Genomic DNA, 19,234 nt, shown 5'->3' with positions numbered 1-19,234 from the left:
AAATCACCTCATTTCGTCATACGCTCGTAATATTCAACGCTTTGCGCAAAATAAACGGACATACAATTAAGAATGCATATTCCGGGCTAAATATTGACCCGGTAAAAAACAACGACACAGGTGTGAACAGATAAAGTTGCACACGAAAGTTCTGGTTATCACCAAACGCGTTAATCATCATTTTGAAAACTTTAAACAGATACCACAGTGTCAACAGTACGGCGAACCAGGAAAAATAGATAATTAACAGATACAGACCATTGTCTATGGTTTTACCGACATCCGCACCGTTAAAGATTCCGAATGATGCAACATATTCGTAAAGTGAGCCGAATCTTACTACGCCATCAATATGGGTTAAGGAATAACCCACCATCACCAGTGGACCAATGATGCGATAATAGGACGACGAACCTTCCGTTCCCAAATCACCCAGACGTTCAGAAATGTACGGGAAGGCGAATATTACGCCCACTAAAAATACCGTCAGAGAAATGATCGCCAGCGGCAGTTTTTTCTTAATCGCCTCTTTGTTCAGGTACTGGAACGCCCACTCCAGCAGGTAAAACAGAATAAACGTCATTACCCCTGAGAACGACCCTGACAGAACGATTCCTGCAAGAATCATAGCATCGGTCTTGGGGGTTTTGATACCGAACTGTTTGATGCTGAGCCAAATTGAGATTAATGCCAGAGCAAAAAACGCCGGTTCAAAATAGAGCGCAGTGGTACGCTTGCCACCAAACTTAATGAAGTTCAGTACATAGCTGTTACTGTATATAAGATATTTCGAAATTATTTCCATCAGGCTACTGCCGCCTGTGAGAATAATTTGCGCCATCTCCAATGCCGCAAGCATAACAATCAGCCCGACGACAATATAAAAGAACCTGAGGATTTTCCTATAATTGTGCGGAGAGATAGTTTTAAAACGAATACTCCACACCATGCCAATAATGATAACGATATAAACAAACAGCATGGTGGAGGTGACATATTTACTGGCGTCCAGCGACTGACCAAAGATGTAGTTAAACGCCGTCAGACCAAACCCGATCCCCAGCGCAATCATCAGCTTTTTGAGGTTAAGCTTATCAACGTATAGCAACAGCAGAACCGGCAGGAAGGTGACGATGGTGATTGGGAAGCTTTCACCGAGCTGGGCAATCTTGACGTTGACCAGCAGGTAGATCAGCGGCAGCAGCAGATAACTACAGATTCTGATAGAACGAGACATACTCCTCCAGCATCTGTTGTCCACTGTACGCTTTGCGGCTGCGGTTGCGGAACGATTCCAGGTCCGTGCCAAAAACAGCCTGCGCGATATCGGCCTTCGACAGCTGCACCAGCGGCAGCACCTCGTTCTCACTGAAGGTTTTACCGCCCGATTTCTCCAGCACTTCGCGCGCCGCGTCGCTGTGGGTGGCAATGACCGGCACGCCAATGGAGAGCGCTTCGCACAGGATCAGCGGGTAGTTGTCCACGCGGGAGCTGAACACCAGCGCGTCCATACCGTTGAGCGCGCTCATCAGTTTGCGCTTGTCGGTTTCAAACCCGTGATTCACCACGTTAGCGCCTTCGAACGGCGAGAATTTGCCGAAGGTATGCAGTTCAATTTTGTCGCCGAGCGCCATCATGTCGCGCACCAGCTGTTGGTTGGTTTTGCCGTCGTAGCGCAGGTCATGGGCGACGACAGCGATTTTCGGCTTGCCCGTGGTAATGGCTACGGGCGTCAGTTCGGCCAGGATCTCTTCCGTCGCCACATCAATACCGTTGTTGATAATCTGGCAGCGCCCTGCTCCGTACAGGCTATTAAAAGCATCTGCCACGTGCTGGCTTGGAGAGATAAAGGTGCAGCCGAGCGAGAGCATGTCGCGGAACAGCTGACGCTTGCCCTCAACCAGCTGATGCGCGCGATCGACCTTCACCGGCGGATAGTTGCTGAGCGTAGGGCATTTCTGGCAGTTATCTTTCCAGCCTTCGCAGCCGTCGGTAAAGGCGCAGCGTCCGGTCACGCTCCAGTGGTCGTGTAGCGTCCAGACGAAACGGGTGTCCGGCTTGTGCGCCTTCACTTTGCCACAAAACGCTACCACCTCTTCCAGATTCAGCCAGTAGCTGTGCAGCACGTGGAAGTGCAGTACAACCGGCCCGCGGGTGCGGGTGACGGTGCGGTAGAGGTTATTCAGGTTGCCGAACAGGTCGCGGTTAAACAGACGGAACAGCGCAATATTGGCGATGGAGGTCAGACGTGGCGTCTGCTTCAGCACCTGCGGATAGTTATCATGGCTGACGCTTTTCTTGCCGCCCTTGCCGTAACCGTAAACAAAGCGCGACTGTAATCCTTTTTGCAGCGCGCGCTGATGCAGATCCAGCGCTACGCCTGCCGCCCCGCCCTCTGCGAGGCGTACGTTAAATTGCAGAATGTTCATTTAATCACCTTCACGCGGGCTTTCTCGCCCACCACCAGCGCATTGTCCGGAATGCTGTCCAGCACCACGCTGCCTGCGCCAACCGTCACGTTATTGCCCACGGTAATCTCCCCGATCATCACCACGTTGGCGCCCAACTCGACGTTATTGCCAATCACCGGGCAGGCCAGGCTGTCTGGCCCACGGTTGCCGATTGTCACCCCGTGGCGAATGGTGAAATCATCACCCGCGACGACGAACTTGTTGATGACGACCGCATAGCCGTGATGAATGGTAAAGCGGCGGCCAATGGTGGCAGCGGCCTGAATTTCATAGCCAAAAAAGCATTCGGTGATGATGCGGTACAGCACCAGCACCGGCGCGGCCCAGATATTGTTCAGCACATTTTTTTTGCGCCACACCGAGCAAAAGTGCGCAATACGGTAGGCCAGAACCATGCAGCACGGGCGCAGGCTCCAGCTGTTAGCGCGGCAATCTTCCAGAAACATTATTTCCCCCGAAGCCCGTCAGCCAGACGCTTGCCGTTACGCACCGACAGCAGCGTCAGCAGCGTGCGCCAGTTCATGCGCTTATTGCGGATCTGATAGAGGGTAAAGAGCTGATACTTCCGACTGGCACGGTCAAACTTGTCCTTGTGCTTGCGGTAAAAATGGAAGTAGCCCGAGAATTTTTTCGGTGACGAGGTGATCTGCATCTCCCCGTGGTTGATGTGCAGGATCTGCGTGGCCTCTTCCACCTTCCACGGCTCGCCGTACTCCACCACCATCCGCAGGAAAATGTCGTAGTCCTGTGCGGCCTTCAGCTCGGTATCGAACAGACACTCCTTAAAGCGCCAGGCCCAGGTAAACACCTGGTTGCCGATAATGTTGCGCTTGTAGAACAGGCGGCGGGAATACGGTGATTTCGGATACAGCGGCAGGCTGGCCGGCTGCGAATAGACCTCGCCCTGACAGACATAGTCGTTGGCATACAGAAACGCGTGGGTCACCAGCTGCGCTTTGTGCGACAGGAAGATCGACAGACGGTTTGGCGTCCATTCGTCATCATCGTCGATACCGGTCAGATACTGCCCTTTCGCCTGCATAATCGCCTGATTGCGCACCGCGCACGCCCCGGAGTTGATGGCGTTATGCGTGTACACCACGCGCGGGTCGTTCAGGTCTTCGACAAACTTTTGTAGCTGTTCGTAAGAGGAGGAACAGTCATCCACGATAATCAGTTCCCAGTTATCGTAATCCTGACGCAGGACCGATTTAATCGCGCGGATCGCCAGCTGCTGACGATTCCATGTCGGCATATAGATAGAAATCAAAGGGCGTTGTGTGCTCATGTATTCCTCCTGCCCCTCACCCCGGCCCTCTCCCCGAAAGGGAGAGGGTGAAAGACCGCACCAGGCAGTCCCCTCTCCCCTCAGGGGAGAGGGTTAGGGTGAGGGGTGTGGGGTGTGTTTTGTTATTTAGAGTCAGACTTGTATTCGTACTCGTAGTAGCCGTAATCCTGATAACCCGTCGCACGGCGGAAGATGGAGTTCAGAATGACCCCTTTCACCTCAATACCGTTCTGCTCAAAGCGGCTCAGGCTGGTTTCCACTTCCTTCAGGGTGTTCACCGCATAGCGTGCAACCATCAGCGTGGTGCCCGCATGACGCCCTACCACGGCGGCGTCGGTGACCGCCAGAATTGGTGGGGTATCGATCAGCACCAGGTCATAGTTTTTGCTTGCCCACTCGATCAGCTGCGTGAAGCGCTCGCTCATCAGCAGTTCAGACGGGTTCGGCGGTACCTGGCCACGCGGGATCAGGTCAAATTTCGGAATCGAGGTCGGCTTGGCGCTCTCGCTGATCTCCCCTTTACCCAGCAGGATTTCCGACAGGCCGTTAACGTTGTTGGTACCCAGCAGCTCATGGGTGTAGCCCTTACGCATGTCGCAGTCGATCAGCAGCACGCGCTTGTTGGTCTGGCTCACCACCGCCGCCAGGTTGGCACAGACGAAGGTCTTACCAATTGACGGGCTGACACCGGTCATCATCAGGACGTTGTTTTTGGCCTGCATCATGGCGAAGTGGAGGCTGGTACGCAGGCTACGCACCGCTTCAATCGCCAGGTCGGTCGGGTTACCCACGGCCAGCAGCTGGCTCTGTTTGTAACGCTTGACGCCCTTAACAGTTTTGACGCTGTCACGGGACTTCTGCCACTCCGAAAGCGGGATGCTGGCGTACACGCTGATCCCGTTCTCTTCCAGCACCTGCGGGCTTTCGATACCGCGGTTGAACAGCGAGCGCAGCAGCACGCCGACGATAGAGAGCATCAGGCCGAGAATAATGCTGCCGAGGATAATCAGCGCTTTCTTCGGCTTCAGCACGCCCGGCTGGGTAATCGCCGGGTCAACGATACGCACGTCGCCCACGGTGCTGGCTTCGGTGATTTTCAGCTCCTGCTGCTTGTTCAGCAGTTGCATGTAAACCTGCTGGCCGGATTCCACATCACGCGTCAGGCGTACGATTTCCTGCTGCGTCTTCGGCATCGCGGTCACGCGGTCATTCAGCTTCGCCTTCTCTTCTTCCAGGGTACGACGTTTCTCGAGCAGCGTGCGGTACGCCGGGTGACGTTTGGTATAGAGCTTGGAAATTTCCGCCTCTTTAAAGGTCAGCTCGTTCAGCTGCGCATCAATATTGACCATGGAGTCGAGAACCGATTTCGCCTCCAGCGGCAGGTCGACGGAGTCTTTATCCTGACGGTATGCGTTCAGCTTGTTCTCGGCGTCATCCAGACGGGCGCGCACCTCCGGCAGCTGTTTACTGAGGAACGCGAGGCTTTTAGCGGCTTCCGCTGACTTGCGCTCAACGTTCTGCTCAAGGTAGTTACGGGTGATGCTGTTCAGGATGTCGCGGATTTGATCCTTGTCTTCACCGGTGAAGGTCATGCTCAGGACGCCGGTATCCTTACCGTTTTCGGTGACGGTCAGGTTGTTTTGCAGATTGTTGATCATTCCGAGCGTCGAGAATTTGGTGACCGTAAACTCACCGCCCTCGTGCGCCTGGATGGCACCAACCCTGATGCTCACGCCATCTTTGGTCAGCATCTGCCCCACTTCGCCGCGCGCGCTGAAGCCTGCGTCGCTGGTCAGCTGATACTGTTTTGGTCCCAGCACGGTCAGGGTAAAGGTTTGGTCCCCAGCCCCTTTTGGAATCACGAAGTCGGTCACTTTTACCGTATCGTTACTGCGCCCCATCAGGCGATCCCAGCCTGCGCCAAACACCGGGAAGGTGTTTTTGGTGACCGCGATATCCAGCCCCAGATCGTGAACCGTTTTGCCCAATACCAGGCGCGACTGGATCAGCTGAATTTCAGCCTCCGATGCCGGCGGCTTGTTGGCCAGCGCAGAGCCGATATCCTGAACCAGCGAGTTTCCGGTATTTTGTTCGATCTGCACCAGCGCGTCGGCGCTGTAAATAGGCGTCGCGAACAGCGTATAAACGATCGCCGCCACGGCAAAGATGGCGGTTATACCCAGCACCCACCATTTCGCTTCAATAACGGTCCCGACCAGGCGACCGATATCGATTTCATCACTGCCCGACGTCGGGGCGGCAGAAGGTCTTGTTTTTTCTGTCATTGTTATCCCTGCTGAGCTTTCAATGCCTGCGCCCACTGGCGGGCAGACTGGTCTAGTAAGGTGTATACCGCCTCAAAGGCCTCGCGGCTCTTGCGATACGGATCGGGAATTTCGCGCTCACCATCCCAGTGACCAAACAGCATCACCTTGCCGCGCATCTCCGGTGCAATATCGCACAGCGCGTGAATGTGGCGTTTTTCCATCGCGAGGATCAGGTCATATTCCCGGCACATTCGGCCAGAGACCTGACGGGCAACGTGCCCGTCGAGTGAGAGGTTATGCTCAAGGGCGACGCTTGCGGCACGTTCGTCGGCACCTTTTCCGACCAGCGCGCCCAGCCCTGCGGAGTCGACCGTTAACGCAGGCTGGTAATTTTTCAACAGCCTTTCAGCCGTGGGGGAACGGCAAATGTTCCCCACACACACCACCAGAATTTTGTTAAACATCGCGGCTTACCAGGTATGAATGTCGCTCGCCGTATCCGTCATGTAGCGAACGCCACTGATGGTAGGCAGCAACTGGTTGATCAGACGGTTCCAGCGGGCAACCGGCGCGGTGGTGACATAGACCACATCGTATGGCTGGAGACGGAACGACGTTGCCATGACCAGCGACGTCGCGTCGGACATGTCCAGCTGGTAGATGTTGGCAATCTTGCCTTTCGCGTTTTCGCCTTTGATCGGACGGATCACAAAGATGCCGCTGGCGTTGGAGGCGGTCAGATCGATACCTTCCGCGTTGCCCAGCGCTTCGGTCAGGGTCATACCGCTGAAGTCCATCTTAAGGGTGCTCTGTTTCTTCACTTCACCCATCACGAACACTTTCAGATCGTCGTTGCGCGGCACGTAAAGAATATCGCCCGGATAGAGGAGACGGTTCTGGGTCAGGTCACCGTTTTGCATCAGCGCCTGAAGCGAAATGCGCTGCTCTTTGCCGTTGTGGGTCAGCACCACGTTGCGCCAGTCAGCACCGTCGGTTAAGCCGCCTGCGGCATTGATCGCATCAAGAACGGTGAGCGGGACGTTGGTGATAGCCTGCTGGCCGGATTTGTTGACCTGGCCTGAGATATAGGCTTTCTGGGATCGGAACGCGGCGATATTAACGTCCACCTGCGGGTCAGCAATGTACTGCGCCAGGCGGCCGGTAATATCACTACGGATCTCAGCAAGCGTTTTGCCCGCGACGTGCACTTTGCCAATGTAGGGATAGAACATGGTGCCATCGGACTGTACCCAGTTACCGGTGTCGCTTGAGCTACGGTACTGGCCCGCAGGCGTGGTCAGTTCAGGGTGATCCCAGACGGTCACGTTAATGACGTCACCTGGACCAACGCGATACTGGTAAGAGGCAATTTCCTGGTCCAGAGACATATTTGGCTGAGCAACATTCGGACGTGGGCGTAATTGTTCTACCAGACGTGGGGTTAATGGGTAAACATTCACCATTTTGTCGAGATCAAAATCAGCATCCTGCTGTTTAATCACATCCTTGCCCATTGTTGACATATTGCTGCCGGGAAAGACCGTGCAACCACTCATCAAGGTCACAGACACCAATAATGGCATCAATTTCATTTTGGATTTCATCATTGATTATTTATCACTTTGGCAGAGTAATTATCCTGTGCAATTAAAATAAGCGCGGGTCGTGGTGACAATCAGAATGCAGTTAATCATTTAGCAATATAACTGGCATCAGTCCTAAAAAAAGCTTATTCATCCATTGGCTATTGACAGAATAATTGAGGCTGATTCACACGCTTTCAGGCACGCTACCGCCCTTGGCTTTCAGTTACCAATCCACTGACTAAACAATGCGTTATGGTTAGACACCCTCTTGGATCAGGCCTTTTGAGAAATATATCCGCCACCTTAAACGGGTGATTGATAATGTATAACCTTCACCAAAGACTGAAACAAAAATAGCAACAAGGAGATTTAACATTTGATGCTGGAAGAATTGTTGCAGCTAACCTAATAGCAGGCAAGGAGACAACCGTCCTAATATTCGTTTTTAAGATTAATATTAAGAGCAAAGTTTTGAGGTTTTCGGATTTTCTTTATATTGACAAAATAGAGCGCCAGACCATTTATTGCGATATATCCTAAATATCGTCTTTTGTAATTAAATCTTCGCATTTAACTTATTTACACCGCCCCGCATATGGGTTTTACCTGAGTGTAGCATTAAGAGAAATCTCACCCCGGCATTGCAATTTCCGTCTGCTTTATCCATGATCGAAGTGTGACATTAGTCATATAACAGAAGGTATTGCATTTACTATGGAATGGATTGCCGATCCATCAATCTGGGCCGGGCTGGTGACGCTGGTCGTCATCGAATTAGTGCTCGGCATTGATAACCTGGTGTTTATCGCCATCCTTGCCGATAAATTACCCCCTTCACAACGCGACCGCGCCCGCGTGACGGGTCTTCTGCTCGCCATGGTGATGCGTCTGCTATTACTGGCCTCAATATCATGGCTGGTCACGCTCACCAAACCCTTATTCAGCGTGCAGGGTCTGAGCTTTAGCGCCCGCGACCTGATCATGCTTTTCGGCGGATTGTTCCTGCTGTTCAAAGCCACGGTTGAGCTTAATGAGCGGCTGGAAGGAAAAGACAGTGAAAACCCCACCCAGCGGCGCGGCGCTAAATTCTGGCCGGTGGTCGCGCAGATAGTGGTGCTGGATGCCGTCTTTTCTCTCGACTCCGTGATTACTGCCGTCGGGATGGTTGACCATCTGGCGGTGATGATGGCCGCCGTGATCATTGCCATCACCCTGATGGTGCTCGCCAGTAAAGCCCTGACGCGCTTCGTGAACAGTCACCCGACTATCGTCATTCTCTGTCTGAGCTTCCTGCTGATGATTGGCTTTAGCCTGGTGGCGGATGGTTTTGGCTTCCATATCCCGAAAGGATATCTGTACGCAGCCATTGGTTTCTCGGTGCTTATTGAGTTTCTTAACCAGCTGGCCATTTTCAACCGCCGCCGTTTTCTTTCCGCGAACCAGACATTACGACAGCGCACCGCAGATACGGTGATGCGTCTGCTGAGCGGCAAAAAAGAGGATGCCGAGCTGGATGCTGAATCCGCTGCGATGCTAGCCGACCACAGCGACGGGCAGATCTTCAACCCGCAGGAACGCCGGATGATAGAGCGCGTGCTTAACCTCAACCAGCGCTCGGTCAGCAGTATCATGACCTCCCGCCACGACATTGAGCATATTGACCTGACGGCACCGGAAGAGCAGATCCGTGCCCTGCTGGATAAAAACCAGCACACCCGCGTGGTGGTGACCGGCGGAGAAGAGGAAGAAGAGCTGCTGGGCGTGGTACACGTGATTGACCTGCTGCAACAGCAGCTTCACGGTGAGCCGCTCAACCTGCGCGCGCTGGTGCGCCAGCCGCTGGTCTTCCCGGAAGCGCTGCCGCTGCTCTCCGCGCTGGAGCAGTTCCGCAACGCGCGTACCCACTTCGCGTTTGTCGTTGATGAGTTTGGTTCTGTGGAAGGGCTGGTGACGCTCAGCGACGTGATGGAAACCATCGCCGGTAATCTGCCTAATGAGGTGGATGAGATCGATGCACGCCACGATATTCAGAAAAACGCAGACGGCAGCTGGACCGCCAACGGCCATATGCCGCTCGAAGATCTGGTGCAGTTCGTTCCGCTTCCGCTGGACGAGAAGCGCGAATACCACACCATCGCCGGTTTGCTGATGGAATATCTGCAACGTATTCCGCAGCCGGGCGAAGAGGTCCAGGTGGGGAATTACATGATCAAAACCTTGCAGGTAGAGAGCCATCGCGTGCAGAAGGTGCAGCTGATACCGCTGCGCGGTGAAGATGAGATGGATTTTGAGGTGTAAAAAAGCCGGGTGGCGCTTCGCTTACCCGGCCTACGGTGTCTGGCTTTTGTAGGCCGGGTAAGGCGAAGCCGCCACCCGGCACAACAGGCATCAGAGCTTATCGAGCAACTTTTTCACGTCCTTACCAGACTGAGACTCTTTATTGCGGTCCGCCCAATCATTCAGCCGACGTTTCGCTTCATCCTGAAGGTGCTTACGCAGGATCTGATCGACCTGCAAACTGTAATTCAGTTCCTGCCATTTTCCGTACACGCGCAGCGGTATCGGCGTCTCTTTCAAGAACTCGACAAGCTGGCCTTCCCCTTCCCAGCCAGCCTTCACGCGGACGTTGAAGCGGGTGTCAACCGTCTCTTTCACCAGATCCAGCGCGCCGTTTCCGGTCAGCGCCAGCAGGGACGAGATTCCCTGCATCTCGTCGAGCGAGAGCTGACCGTTGTCGAGGGCAAGCTCGCTGGTAAAGCTGTCGAGACGGGTTGCGCTGTCGTAGTTTTCATTCGCCTTCACGCTGCTGCTGCGCTCTACCGCCTGCTGCACCAGTTGCTGGAAGTTCAGCCCTTCCATGCGCGAATCTTTTAGCTCAACGTGCGCCTGCCCCTTCCAGCTACGACGGAAGGCGTCCGCATCAATCTTCGTGCCGGAGAAATCCCCGGCCAGCGACAGCTGCCCCGTGAGGGAAATCGGGTAATTAAAGGCTTTCAGGATGGTGCCAATCTCAACGTTTTCCAGACGCGGCTGGAACGCGGCGCTGGCAACGTCTTTACGTACGTCCAGCGTGCCCGGCAGGGAGAGATTTCCTGCCCCCATTTTTCCGCTGAGCTCAGAGATGACCAGCAGGCCGTTGTGGTTGAACATCTGGCTGTTGACGTCAGTAAAATCAATCCCACGCCAGCGCACGCTGTTCGCTTTCAGCAGAATGTCGGCGGTAAATCCGCGCAGACCATTGTAGTCAGGCAGATCGAGATTGGAGGAGATCACCGGACGCGACTGCGTGACCTGGCTTTGCCCTACCTGCGCGACACCCTCATCGGTCGCATTCACCGTTTGGGCCGCGAGCAGGTTCTCAAGGTTCAGCTTGTCGAATTGCAGATCCAACACCCACTTGGGTTTCTCATCAAGCGTGACGCTCGCCTGCCCCTTCAGGGAACTGTCGTTGGCCTGGAGGTTGAGCGCGTTCAGTTCGAGCTGTTTGCGCTCTTCGTGCCACACCGCCTGCATCGTGCCCTGGCCGGCGATCCCCTTCGCGGGTAAATCCGCGCCGGTCAGCTGCCAGTTGACCTGCTGAACGTCCGCCGTCAGCTGGTGCGGGTAGTCAGAGGCGTTCACGTTCGCATTCATCGACAGGTTGAGATCGCGCTGGTTACGGTTGATCCGCCCGGAGAACTCCATGGTCGCGTGATGGTTGGCGTCCTGCTCCATTCTGAGGTTGATATTGCGGACGGTGATCTGTTCGTCATCCTCATGCTGGAAAACCAGCACGCTGTCAGCAACTTTCAGATTACCAATATCGAAAGACCAGCCGGTGTCAGACGGAACGTCAGGCAAAGTATTTTCACGCGGTGCGACCGGAGCATTCGCCTGACGAACGGCTTCGGTTTGTGGCGTAAGCTGAATCACCGCCCCTTTCAGCATCACCTGTTCAACCTGGAGCTGATGGGATAAGAGCGGGATGAGCGCGACATCAAGACGCATGTTATCCGCCGTAACAAGCGGCTGCGCGGCGCCCGGCGCGGTGAGCGACATACGTCCGGAGAGAATGCTGAGCTGCGGCCAGACGTGCCAGCGCAGCGGCCCGTCCAGCTTGAGTTCATACCCGCTGCGCGCTTCAACCTGCCGCACCATGTAGGCCCGGAAGTCATTCGGGTTAACCAGCAGCACCAACGCTGAAAGGCCAGCCACCAGCACCACCAGCAAAATCATCAGCGTTGTCAGAACTCTTCTCATGGCTTCCTCAGTGAACTCACAGATCAGTCTTTATCGATACGGCTGGCAACCGCACCCTGCTGGTCGCGATATTTTGCGTCCTGACGGCGGTTATAAGGACGGTCTGCCGGGCCGGTCAGCGGTTCGAAGCTCAACGCACCGATCATCATTCCCGGGCGAAGCGCCAGCGGCAGTTTACCGGCGTTAAAGAACTCCAGCACGATACGGCCAGACCAGCCCGGATCGATACGGTGCGCGGTGACGTGCACCATCAGGCCCAGACGCGCCAGAGAAGAGCGTCCGTCAAGCCAGCCGACCAGATCCGCAGGCAGCGTGACCGATTCAAAGGTCACCGCCAGCGCCAGTTCGCCAGGATGGAGATAAAACGCCTCTCCTTCTTCGATGACGATTTCGTCACTCATGACGCGATCCAGCGCTGCACTGACTTCGTCTTTCGGCCCGCTGAGGTCGATAAACGGTGCCGTGTGGCCGCTGAAGGTGCGGAACTTATTCCCCAGACGTACATCGACGGTCACGCCGTTAATACGCTCAACCGGCGGACGCGGGGTGATAGACAGGCGGCCTTCATCCAGCCAGGCTTCTATATCGCGGTCACAAAGACGCATGGCACTTTCTCCTTTCGTGCATCGCGCCCTGAATCCTTACGGCGTCAGGGCAAAACCAGGTTATCTCTGAACGGTACACAATTCACACGGCTTATTCAAAAAACTGACTGATTTTCGCTTTTAAGATATCAATGGCAATACGGTTTTTACCGCCGCGAGGCACAATAATATCGGCGTATTGTTTAGAAGGCTCAATAAATTGCAGGAACATCGGGCGAACGGTTTTCTGATACTGCGCCATCACGGAGTCCATGGAGCGACCGCGTTCGTTAACGTCGCGTTTAATACGCCGCATCAGGCAGATATCCAGCGGGGTATCGACGAAAATCGAGAAGTTCATTGATTCGCGCAGACGGGCGTCGGTGAGCAGCAAAATCCCTTCAAGGATAATCACCTTCTTGGGCTCAATGCGGATCGTTTCCTGGGTGCGGGTATGTTCCACGTAACTGTAGACGGGCAGCTCAATCGCCTCGCCGCGCTTCAGCGCTTCCAGATGCTGGAACAGCAGACTGTGATCCATCGCACTGGGGTGGTCGTAGTTGGTTTTTACGCGCTCTTCCATCGAAAGATGGGATTGATCTTTGTAATAGCTATCTTCGGGAATAACACCGATATGCTCATCACCCACTTGTTCACGCAGTTCGCGATAAAGCGTACTGGCAATAAGACTTTTACCTGAAGCCGATGCGCCGGCGATGCCTATGATGACGCACTGATGAGACTTATCAGTCATAAATTTAGCGACCTGATTAACCTGGATGTAAGGAAGGACGACGCCGGAGCGTCAAACGCGGCAATTATAGGGATTTCGGGGGCGTGATACCAGTCGAATGCGCAGGTTATGCGAGGCGGGCTGAAAAGCGCCGTTTCACGCCTTTAGCGAAATTTTTACGCACGGATTTTCACCATTTCATCCCCCTTCTTCGCAGAGTAACTATTTTATAAGTCTATGAAGTCAAAATCTGAGCACTCAGCATATGAATTGTAAAATGTTTGTACTAGCATAAACCAAATTAATGATTTCACGCGTCCGGAGCTGGCTCCTGACAACACGGCGTCCCTGGATAGAGCGGTAATGAATAAACAATACCAGCGGGTTTTGGTTACTACCCCACATCCTTTACTGCGGCTTGTCTGTCTGGGTCTGGTCACGTTCATCTTCACCTTATTTTCCCTTGAGCTGACTCGCTTCGGTTCGCTGCTGGCGCCATTGTGGTTCCCGACCTCCATTATGATGGTGGCGTTTTACCGCCATGCGGGAAAAATGTGGCCCGGCATCGCCCTCGCCTGCTCCTTTGGCAATATTTTTGCCTCGTGGATGCTCTTTTCATGGGAATCAATCAACTTAACCTACACGGCAATCAATATTATTGAGGCCTGTGTTGGTGCGGTGTTGCTGCGTAAGCTGCTCCCCTGGTATAACCCGCTGCAAAACCTCAACGACTGGATACGCCTTGCCCTCGGCAGCGCCCTGGTGCCGCCGCTGGTGGGCGGCATTCTGGTTCATTTTCTGGTGCCAGGCGCGGAGCCGCTGCGTAATTTTCTGTTTTGGGTACTTTCAGAAGCCATTGGCGCGCTGGCGCTTGTACCGTTAGGTCTGCTGTTTAAACCGCATTACCTGCTGCGCCACCGCAACCCGAGACTGCTGCTGGAAACGCTGGTGACCCTGGTCGTTACGCTGGTTCTTAGCTGGACGGCAATCACCTGGCTGCCGTGGCCGTTCACCTGCATCATCGTTTTGCTGATGTGGAGCGCGGTACGCCTGCCGCGAATGGAAGCATTCCTGATTTTTTTATTCACCATCATGATGGTGTCCTTGATGATGGCGCGAAACCCGCCCTCCATGACACCTTCAAACATGATGGTGACCTTCAACGCGCCATGGCTTCCCTTCCTGATGATGCTGCTCCCCGCCAACATTATGACGATGGTGATGTATGCCTTCCGGGCCGAGCGTAAACATATTACGGAAAGCGAAGAACGTTTTCGTAATGCGATGGAATATTCCGCCATTGGTATGGCGCTGGTGGGCATTGAGGGCCAGTGGCTTCAGGCCAACAAGGCGCTGTGCAATTTCCTCGGTTACAGTCAGTCTGAGCTTCAGTCGCTCACGTTCCAGCAGTTAACCTGGCCGGAAGATTTAAATACCGACCTGGAGCAGTTGCAACAGCTGATTAACGGGGAGATCAACAGCTACAGCCTCGAAAAACGCTACTACACCCGCAGCGGCGAGGTGGTGTGGGCGCTGCTGGCCGTTTCCGTTGTGCGCCATGCCGACGGTACGCCGCTCTACTTTATTGCCCAGATTGAAGACATCAACGACCTGAAACAGACCGAGTGGGTGAATAAGCGTCTGATGGAGCGTATCACCCTCGCGAACGAAGCCGGCGGCATCGGGATCTGGGAGTGGGATCTCGAGCCGGACGTGATCAGCTGGGATAAACGGATGTTTGAGCTGTACGAGATCCCCCCGCACATTAAACCTACCTGGCAGCTCTGGCATGCGGCCATGGTGCCTGAAGATCGTGCGCACGCCGAACAGGTACTGCGTGAGTCACTCCAGGCCAGGGTGCCTTTCAAGCTGGAATTTCGCATTCGCGTCAAGGATGGCATTCGCCACATTCGTTCGCTGGCGAACCGGGTGCTGAACAAACAGGGCGAAGTGGAGCGGCTGTTAGGGATCAACATGGATATGACCGAGGTGAAGCAGTTGAACGAGGCGCTGTTCCAGGAAAAAGAGCGCCTGCATATCACCCTCGACTCCATCGGCGAAGCGGTGCTGTGCACCGATATCGACATGAACATCACCTTTATGAACCCGGTCGCAGAGAAGATGAGCGGCTGGTCGCAAAGCGAAGCGCTGGGTCAGCCCGTTCTGAAGGTGCTGCACATTACCTTCGGCGAGAACGGCCCGTTAATGGAAAACATCCACAGCGGCGATATGTCCCGTACCGATATCGAACAGGATGTGGTGCTTAACTGCCGGAATGGCGGCAGTTTCGACATTCATTACAGCATTACCCCGCTCAGCACCCTGGAGGGGCACGCTATCGGCTCGGTGCTGGTGATTCAGGATGTCACCGAGTCGCGCAAAATGCTGCGCCAGCTGAGCTACAGCGCTTCCCATGACGCCCTTACCCACCTGGCGAACCGCGTCAGTTTTGAAAACCATCTTAAGCGCCTGTTGCAGACGGTACAGGAGACCCATCAGCGTCACGCGCTGGTCTTTATCGATCTTGACCGTTTTAAAGCGGTGAACGATACCGCAGGCCACGCGGCGGGCGACGCGCTCCTGCGCGAACTCTCTTCGCTGATGCTGACCATGCTGCGCTCCAGCGACGTGCTGGCGCGTCTGGGCGGCGACGAGTTTGGCCTGCTGCTGCCGGACTGCAACGTCGAAAGCGCACGCTATATTGCGGGCCGGTTGATCGACGCCATTAACAACTATCATTTTTCCTGGGAAGGACGCCTGCACCGCATCGGCGCCAGCGCGGGGATCACGTTGATTGACGACGCTAATTATCAGACAGCGGAAGTGATGTCTCAGGCCGATATCGCCTGTTACGCCTCGAAAAACAGCGGGCGCGGTGTGGTCACCATCTATGAACCCCAGCAGGAGCGGATCCACAGCACGCGCAGCATGATGTCGCTGGATGAGCAGTGGCACATGATCAAAGATAATCATCTGCTGATGATCGCCCGCAGCGTCGCCTCACCGCGCATTCCCGAGAGCAGTAGCTTCTGGCTGATTTCCCTGCGGTTGTGGACCAGCCAGGGGGAAGTGCTGGAAGAGCATGCCTTCCGCGCCGGGCTGGCGGAGCCGGAGCTGCTGCACGCCCTTGACCGACGTATATTCAGCGAATTTTTCCGTACCTATGCCGCACAGGTGGCGGCCAAAGGGATGGGCGTCGCGCTGCCGCTCTCAGAAGCGGGTTTAGCCAGCGTCACGCTGGTGGATGAGCTGCTCGACCTGATCACCAGAGGACCGCTGCCGGCGCGGCTGCTGCATCTGGCGATCGCCGTTGATGTGCTGAGCAATACGGATGAAAACGTGCAGCAGGGTCTGCAAAAGCTTCGTCAGGCTGGCTGTCGCGTGGTGCTGACCCGGGTTGGACGCGATATGAACGTCTTCAGCCAGCTCAGCGCCAACACCGCTGATTATCTGCTGCTGGATGCAGACGTGGTGACCAACGTCCACGGCAATCTGATGGATGAGATGATGGTGACCATCATTCAGGGCCACGCCCAGCGTCTGGGCATAAAAACCATTGCCGGGCCATGCCATCAGTCGATCATGATGAATACGCTGTCGGGCATCGGCATTGACTTTATTTACGGCGACACCATCGGGGAAGCGCAGCCGCTCGATCTACTGCTGAATACCAGCTATTTCGCCATCAACTGACGGCGACCAGCCGTCGGTGTACCAGATATGTAACAGCGCATACGAGCGCCACGGCTGCCAGCGCTCAGCATAGCGACGGATCTGCGCGGGCGTCATACCGGCAAAGCGCTGTTTAATGAGATAATCATCCGGCAGGAAAACATCCTTCGCCTGCCAGCCGCGCAAGGCCAGATAATTTGCGGTCCAGCGCCCGATGCCGGGGCGCTGCTGTAGCGCCTTCATCCCGGCCTCGACGTTCGCAGGCGGGAACAGCGGGAATTCACCGTCCACCACCGACTGCGCCAGATGAATCAACGACTCCGCACGCTTGAGCGGCATCCCAAGGGCTTTCAACCCCAGCGGATCCACCGCGGCCAGTACCTCTGGCGGAGGAAAACAGAGGTAGCCCGGCGCGTCCTGAATGGGTTCACCGCACAGCGCCACCACTCTTGACGCCAGTTTTGCCGCCATCGCCACGCTCACCAGTTGCCCGAGAATGGCGCGCACGCCCTGCTCATAGGCATCCATCGCGCCCGGCAAACGTAACCCCGGCCGCGCCGCGCCGAGGTCGCCCAGGGTCTGCGCAATTCTTAGCGGGTCGCAATCAAGATCGAACAGGCGGGCAATGCGATCCAGGCAAATATCCGCCACCGGGATCAGGCCAGGGCTGAGCGACACCGCCAGCGTATGGGTTGCGCTGTCTGGCACAACCCGAAATATGCCCTGATGCCCCACATAGCCAAAACTGCGTTCGTAGTAATCCTCCGTAACGGTCTCAACCCCTGTGACCGCACGCGCGGCAAGAAAGCCAAACATCCACTGCCAGTCGTAGGGCGGTTGCCAGTTCAGGGTGTACATCGTCTCTCCTTTTGTATTTACCTCAGCATAAACCGAAAGATCGCGTTGCGCCTTGCTTTCATATTCCTGTTGTCGCCTGGCAGACATTTCGCTAAAGTCTCGCCCCTTCTCATCGGCATGGGGATTTATTGTGTTTATTGGATTCGACTACGGCACCGCAAACTGCTCGGTTGCGATAATGCAAAACGGACAACCACAGCTCCTGAAAATGGAAAACGGCAGTACGCTGTTGCCGTCAATGCTCTGTGCGCCCACGCGTGAAGCGGTGAGCGAGTGGCTGTTCCGCCATCATCAGGTTCCGGCCACGGCGGCGGAGACCCAGGCGCTGCTGCGCCGTGCGGTCAGCTTTAACCGCGAGGAAGATATCGACGTTACCCCTTCCAGCGTGCAGTTCGGCCTCTCTTCCCTCGGGCAGTACATTGAAGACCCGGAAGAGGTCTACTTCGTTAAATCGCCGAAATCCTTCCTCGGCGCCAGCGGCCTGAAGCCACAGCAGGTGGCGATGTTTGAAGATCTGGTCTGCGCGATGATGCTGCACATCCGCAATCAGGCGCAATCCCAGGTGCCGGATGCCATCACCCAGGCGGTGATTGGCCGTCCGATCAACTTCCAGGGGCTGGGCGGCGACGAAGCCAACCAGCAGGCGCAGGGGATCCTTGAGCGTGCAGCGCACCGGGCTGGCTTCCGTGACGTGGTGTTCCAGTATGAGCCGGTTGCGGCGGGACTGGATTTTGAAGCCACGCTGACGGAAGAGAAACGGGTGCTGGTGGTGGACATCGGCGGTGGTACGACGGACTGTTCATTACTGCTGATGGGTCCGCAGTGGCATCATCGTCGCGATCGTGAAAACAGCCTGCTGGGGCACAGCGGCTGCCGCGTGGGCGGTAACGATCTGGATATCGCCCTGGCATTCAAGAGCCTGATGCCGCTGCTCGGCATGGGCGGTCAAACCGAGAAAGGCATCGCCCTGCCGATCCTGCCATGGTGGAATGCGATTGCCATCAACGACGTCCCTGCCCAGAGTGATTTTTACAGCACCGCGAATGGGCGTTTCCTTAACGATCTGGTGCGTGATGCGCAGGATGCAGAGAAGGTCGCGCTGCTGTATAAGGTGTGGCGTCAGCGTCTGAGCTACCGGGTGGTGCGCACCGCCGAAGAGAGCAAAATCGCCCTTTCCGATCGTCCTGAGCATGCGGTTACGCTACCGTTTATCATGGACGATCTGGCTACGGCTATCACCCAGGAAGGGCTGGAAATGGCGCTGGCTCAGCCGCTACAGCGTATTCTGGAGCAGGTGCAGCTGGCGCTTGAGAATGGCAAAGAGAAACCGGACGTGATTTACCTGACCGGCGGTAGCGCCCGTTCACCGCTGATCAAGAAAGCGCTGGCGGAACAGCTGCCGGGGATCCCGATTGCCGGCGGCGATGACTTTGGCTCCGTTACGGCAGGACTGGCCCGCTGGGCGCAGGTGGTGTTTAGCTAATGGGGTTGTGCCGGGTGGCGCTGCGCTTACCCGGCCTACGGTTCGAGGATCTT

14 protein-coding genes are annotated in these 19,234 nt (G+C 55.5%); 3 read left to right on the top strand and 11 right to left on the bottom strand.

Annotated elements, in window-relative coordinates; all coding sequences use genetic code 11:
• Positions 1-16: 16 nt before the first annotated feature.
• The 7 genes from wcaD to C3451_RS09695 form a co-directional block, all read right to left on the bottom strand.
• Positions 17-1,237 (bottom strand): colanic acid polymerase WcaD, encoded by a 1,221-nt coding sequence (gene wcaD, locus C3451_RS09725; RefSeq protein WP_022648637.1) that lies wholly within the window; start codon positions 1,235-1,237, stop codon positions 17-19.
• Positions 1,212-2,429, bottom strand: coding sequence for a colanic acid biosynthesis glycosyltransferase WcaC (wcaC, locus tag C3451_RS09720; protein WP_023300547.1), 1,218 nt, complete (start codon positions 2,427-2,429; stop codon positions 1,212-1,214). Before wcaC ends, wcaD begins: the two co-directional genes overlap by 26 nt.
• A complete protein-coding gene (gene wcaB / locus C3451_RS09715) occupies positions 2,426-2,917 on the bottom strand; it encodes a colanic acid biosynthesis acetyltransferase WcaB (RefSeq protein WP_023300548.1) in 492 nt (163 codons plus the stop codon). Before wcaB ends, wcaC begins: the two co-directional genes overlap by 4 nt.
• A complete protein-coding gene (wcaA, locus tag C3451_RS09710; protein WP_006811246.1) occupies positions 2,917-3,759 on the bottom strand; it encodes a colanic acid biosynthesis glycosyltransferase WcaA in 843 nt (280 codons plus the stop codon). Before wcaA ends, wcaB begins: the two co-directional genes overlap by 1 nt.
• A gap of 122 nt (positions 3,760-3,881) precedes the next feature.
• Entirely contained in the window at positions 3,882-6,044 is a 2,163-nt protein-coding gene (gene wzc, locus C3451_RS09705) for a tyrosine-protein kinase Wzc (protein WP_022648640.1), read from the bottom strand.
• A gap of 2 nt (positions 6,045-6,046) precedes the next feature.
• Positions 6,047-6,490 (bottom strand): low molecular weight protein-tyrosine-phosphatase Wzb, encoded by a 444-nt coding sequence (wzb, locus tag C3451_RS09700; RefSeq protein WP_003862078.1) that lies wholly within the window; start codon positions 6,488-6,490, stop codon positions 6,047-6,049.
• Positions 6,491-6,496: 6 nt separating this feature from the next.
• Positions 6,497-7,633, bottom strand: coding sequence for a polysaccharide export protein (locus C3451_RS09695; RefSeq protein ID WP_022648641.1), 1,137 nt, complete (start codon positions 7,631-7,633; stop codon positions 6,497-6,499).
• Positions 7,634-8,326: 693 nt separating this feature from the next.
• Between C3451_RS09695 and C3451_RS09690 the strand changes: the two genes are divergently transcribed.
• The gene (locus C3451_RS09690; protein ID WP_023306574.1) at positions 8,327-9,910 is read left to right on the top strand and encodes a TerC family protein; all 1,584 of its coding nucleotides are present in this window, start codon (positions 8,327-8,329) and stop codon (positions 9,908-9,910) included.
• A 90-nt stretch (positions 9,911-10,000) separates the two neighbouring features.
• On the opposite strand, the gene asmA is transcribed toward C3451_RS09690, so the two are convergent.
• The 3 genes from asmA to udk all read right to left on the bottom strand — a co-directional run bounded on the left by asmA (position 10,001) and on the right by udk (position 13,189).
• On the bottom strand, positions 10,001-11,851 hold the full coding sequence (gene asmA, locus C3451_RS09685; RefSeq protein WP_045621307.1) for an outer membrane assembly protein AsmA: 1,851 nt from the start codon (positions 11,849-11,851) through the stop codon (positions 10,001-10,003).
• A gap of 23 nt (positions 11,852-11,874) precedes the next feature.
• Positions 11,875-12,456 (bottom strand): dCTP deaminase, encoded by a 582-nt coding sequence (gene dcd, locus C3451_RS09680; RefSeq protein ID WP_006811250.1) that lies wholly within the window; start codon positions 12,454-12,456, stop codon positions 11,875-11,877.
• A gap of 91 nt (positions 12,457-12,547) precedes the next feature.
• The gene (gene udk, locus C3451_RS09675; RefSeq protein ID WP_000130320.1) at positions 12,548-13,189 is read right to left on the bottom strand and encodes a uridine kinase; all 642 of its coding nucleotides are present in this window, start codon (positions 13,187-13,189) and stop codon (positions 12,548-12,550) included.
• 342 nt (positions 13,190-13,531) lie between these two features.
• Here udk and C3451_RS09670 point away from each other — a divergent pair, with 342 nt between their 5' ends.
• The gene (locus C3451_RS09670) at positions 13,532-16,861 is read left to right on the top strand and encodes a diguanylate cyclase (protein ID WP_045621309.1); all 3,330 of its coding nucleotides are present in this window, start codon (positions 13,532-13,534) and stop codon (positions 16,859-16,861) included.
• On the opposite strand, the gene alkA is transcribed toward C3451_RS09670, so the two are convergent.
• On the bottom strand, positions 16,826-17,698 hold the full coding sequence (alkA, locus tag C3451_RS09665; RefSeq protein ID WP_038416380.1) for a DNA-3-methyladenine glycosylase 2: 873 nt from the start codon (positions 17,696-17,698) through the stop codon (positions 16,826-16,828). The two genes, C3451_RS09670 and alkA, sit on opposite strands and share 36 nt — an antisense overlap.
• A 130-nt stretch (positions 17,699-17,828) precedes the next feature.
• Between alkA and yegD the strand changes: the two genes are divergently transcribed.
• A complete protein-coding gene (gene yegD, locus C3451_RS09660; protein WP_063139128.1) occupies positions 17,829-19,181 on the top strand; it encodes a molecular chaperone in 1,353 nt (450 codons plus the stop codon).
• Positions 19,182-19,234: the final 53 nt, after the last annotated feature.

Origin of the sequence: Enterobacter sp. 301B, from assembly GCF_003850715.1 — a bacterium.
Lineage (GTDB): Bacteria > Pseudomonadota > Gammaproteobacteria > Enterobacterales > Enterobacteriaceae > Enterobacter > Enterobacter intestinihominis.
This window is presented reverse-complemented; position numbering and strand designations above follow the sequence as displayed.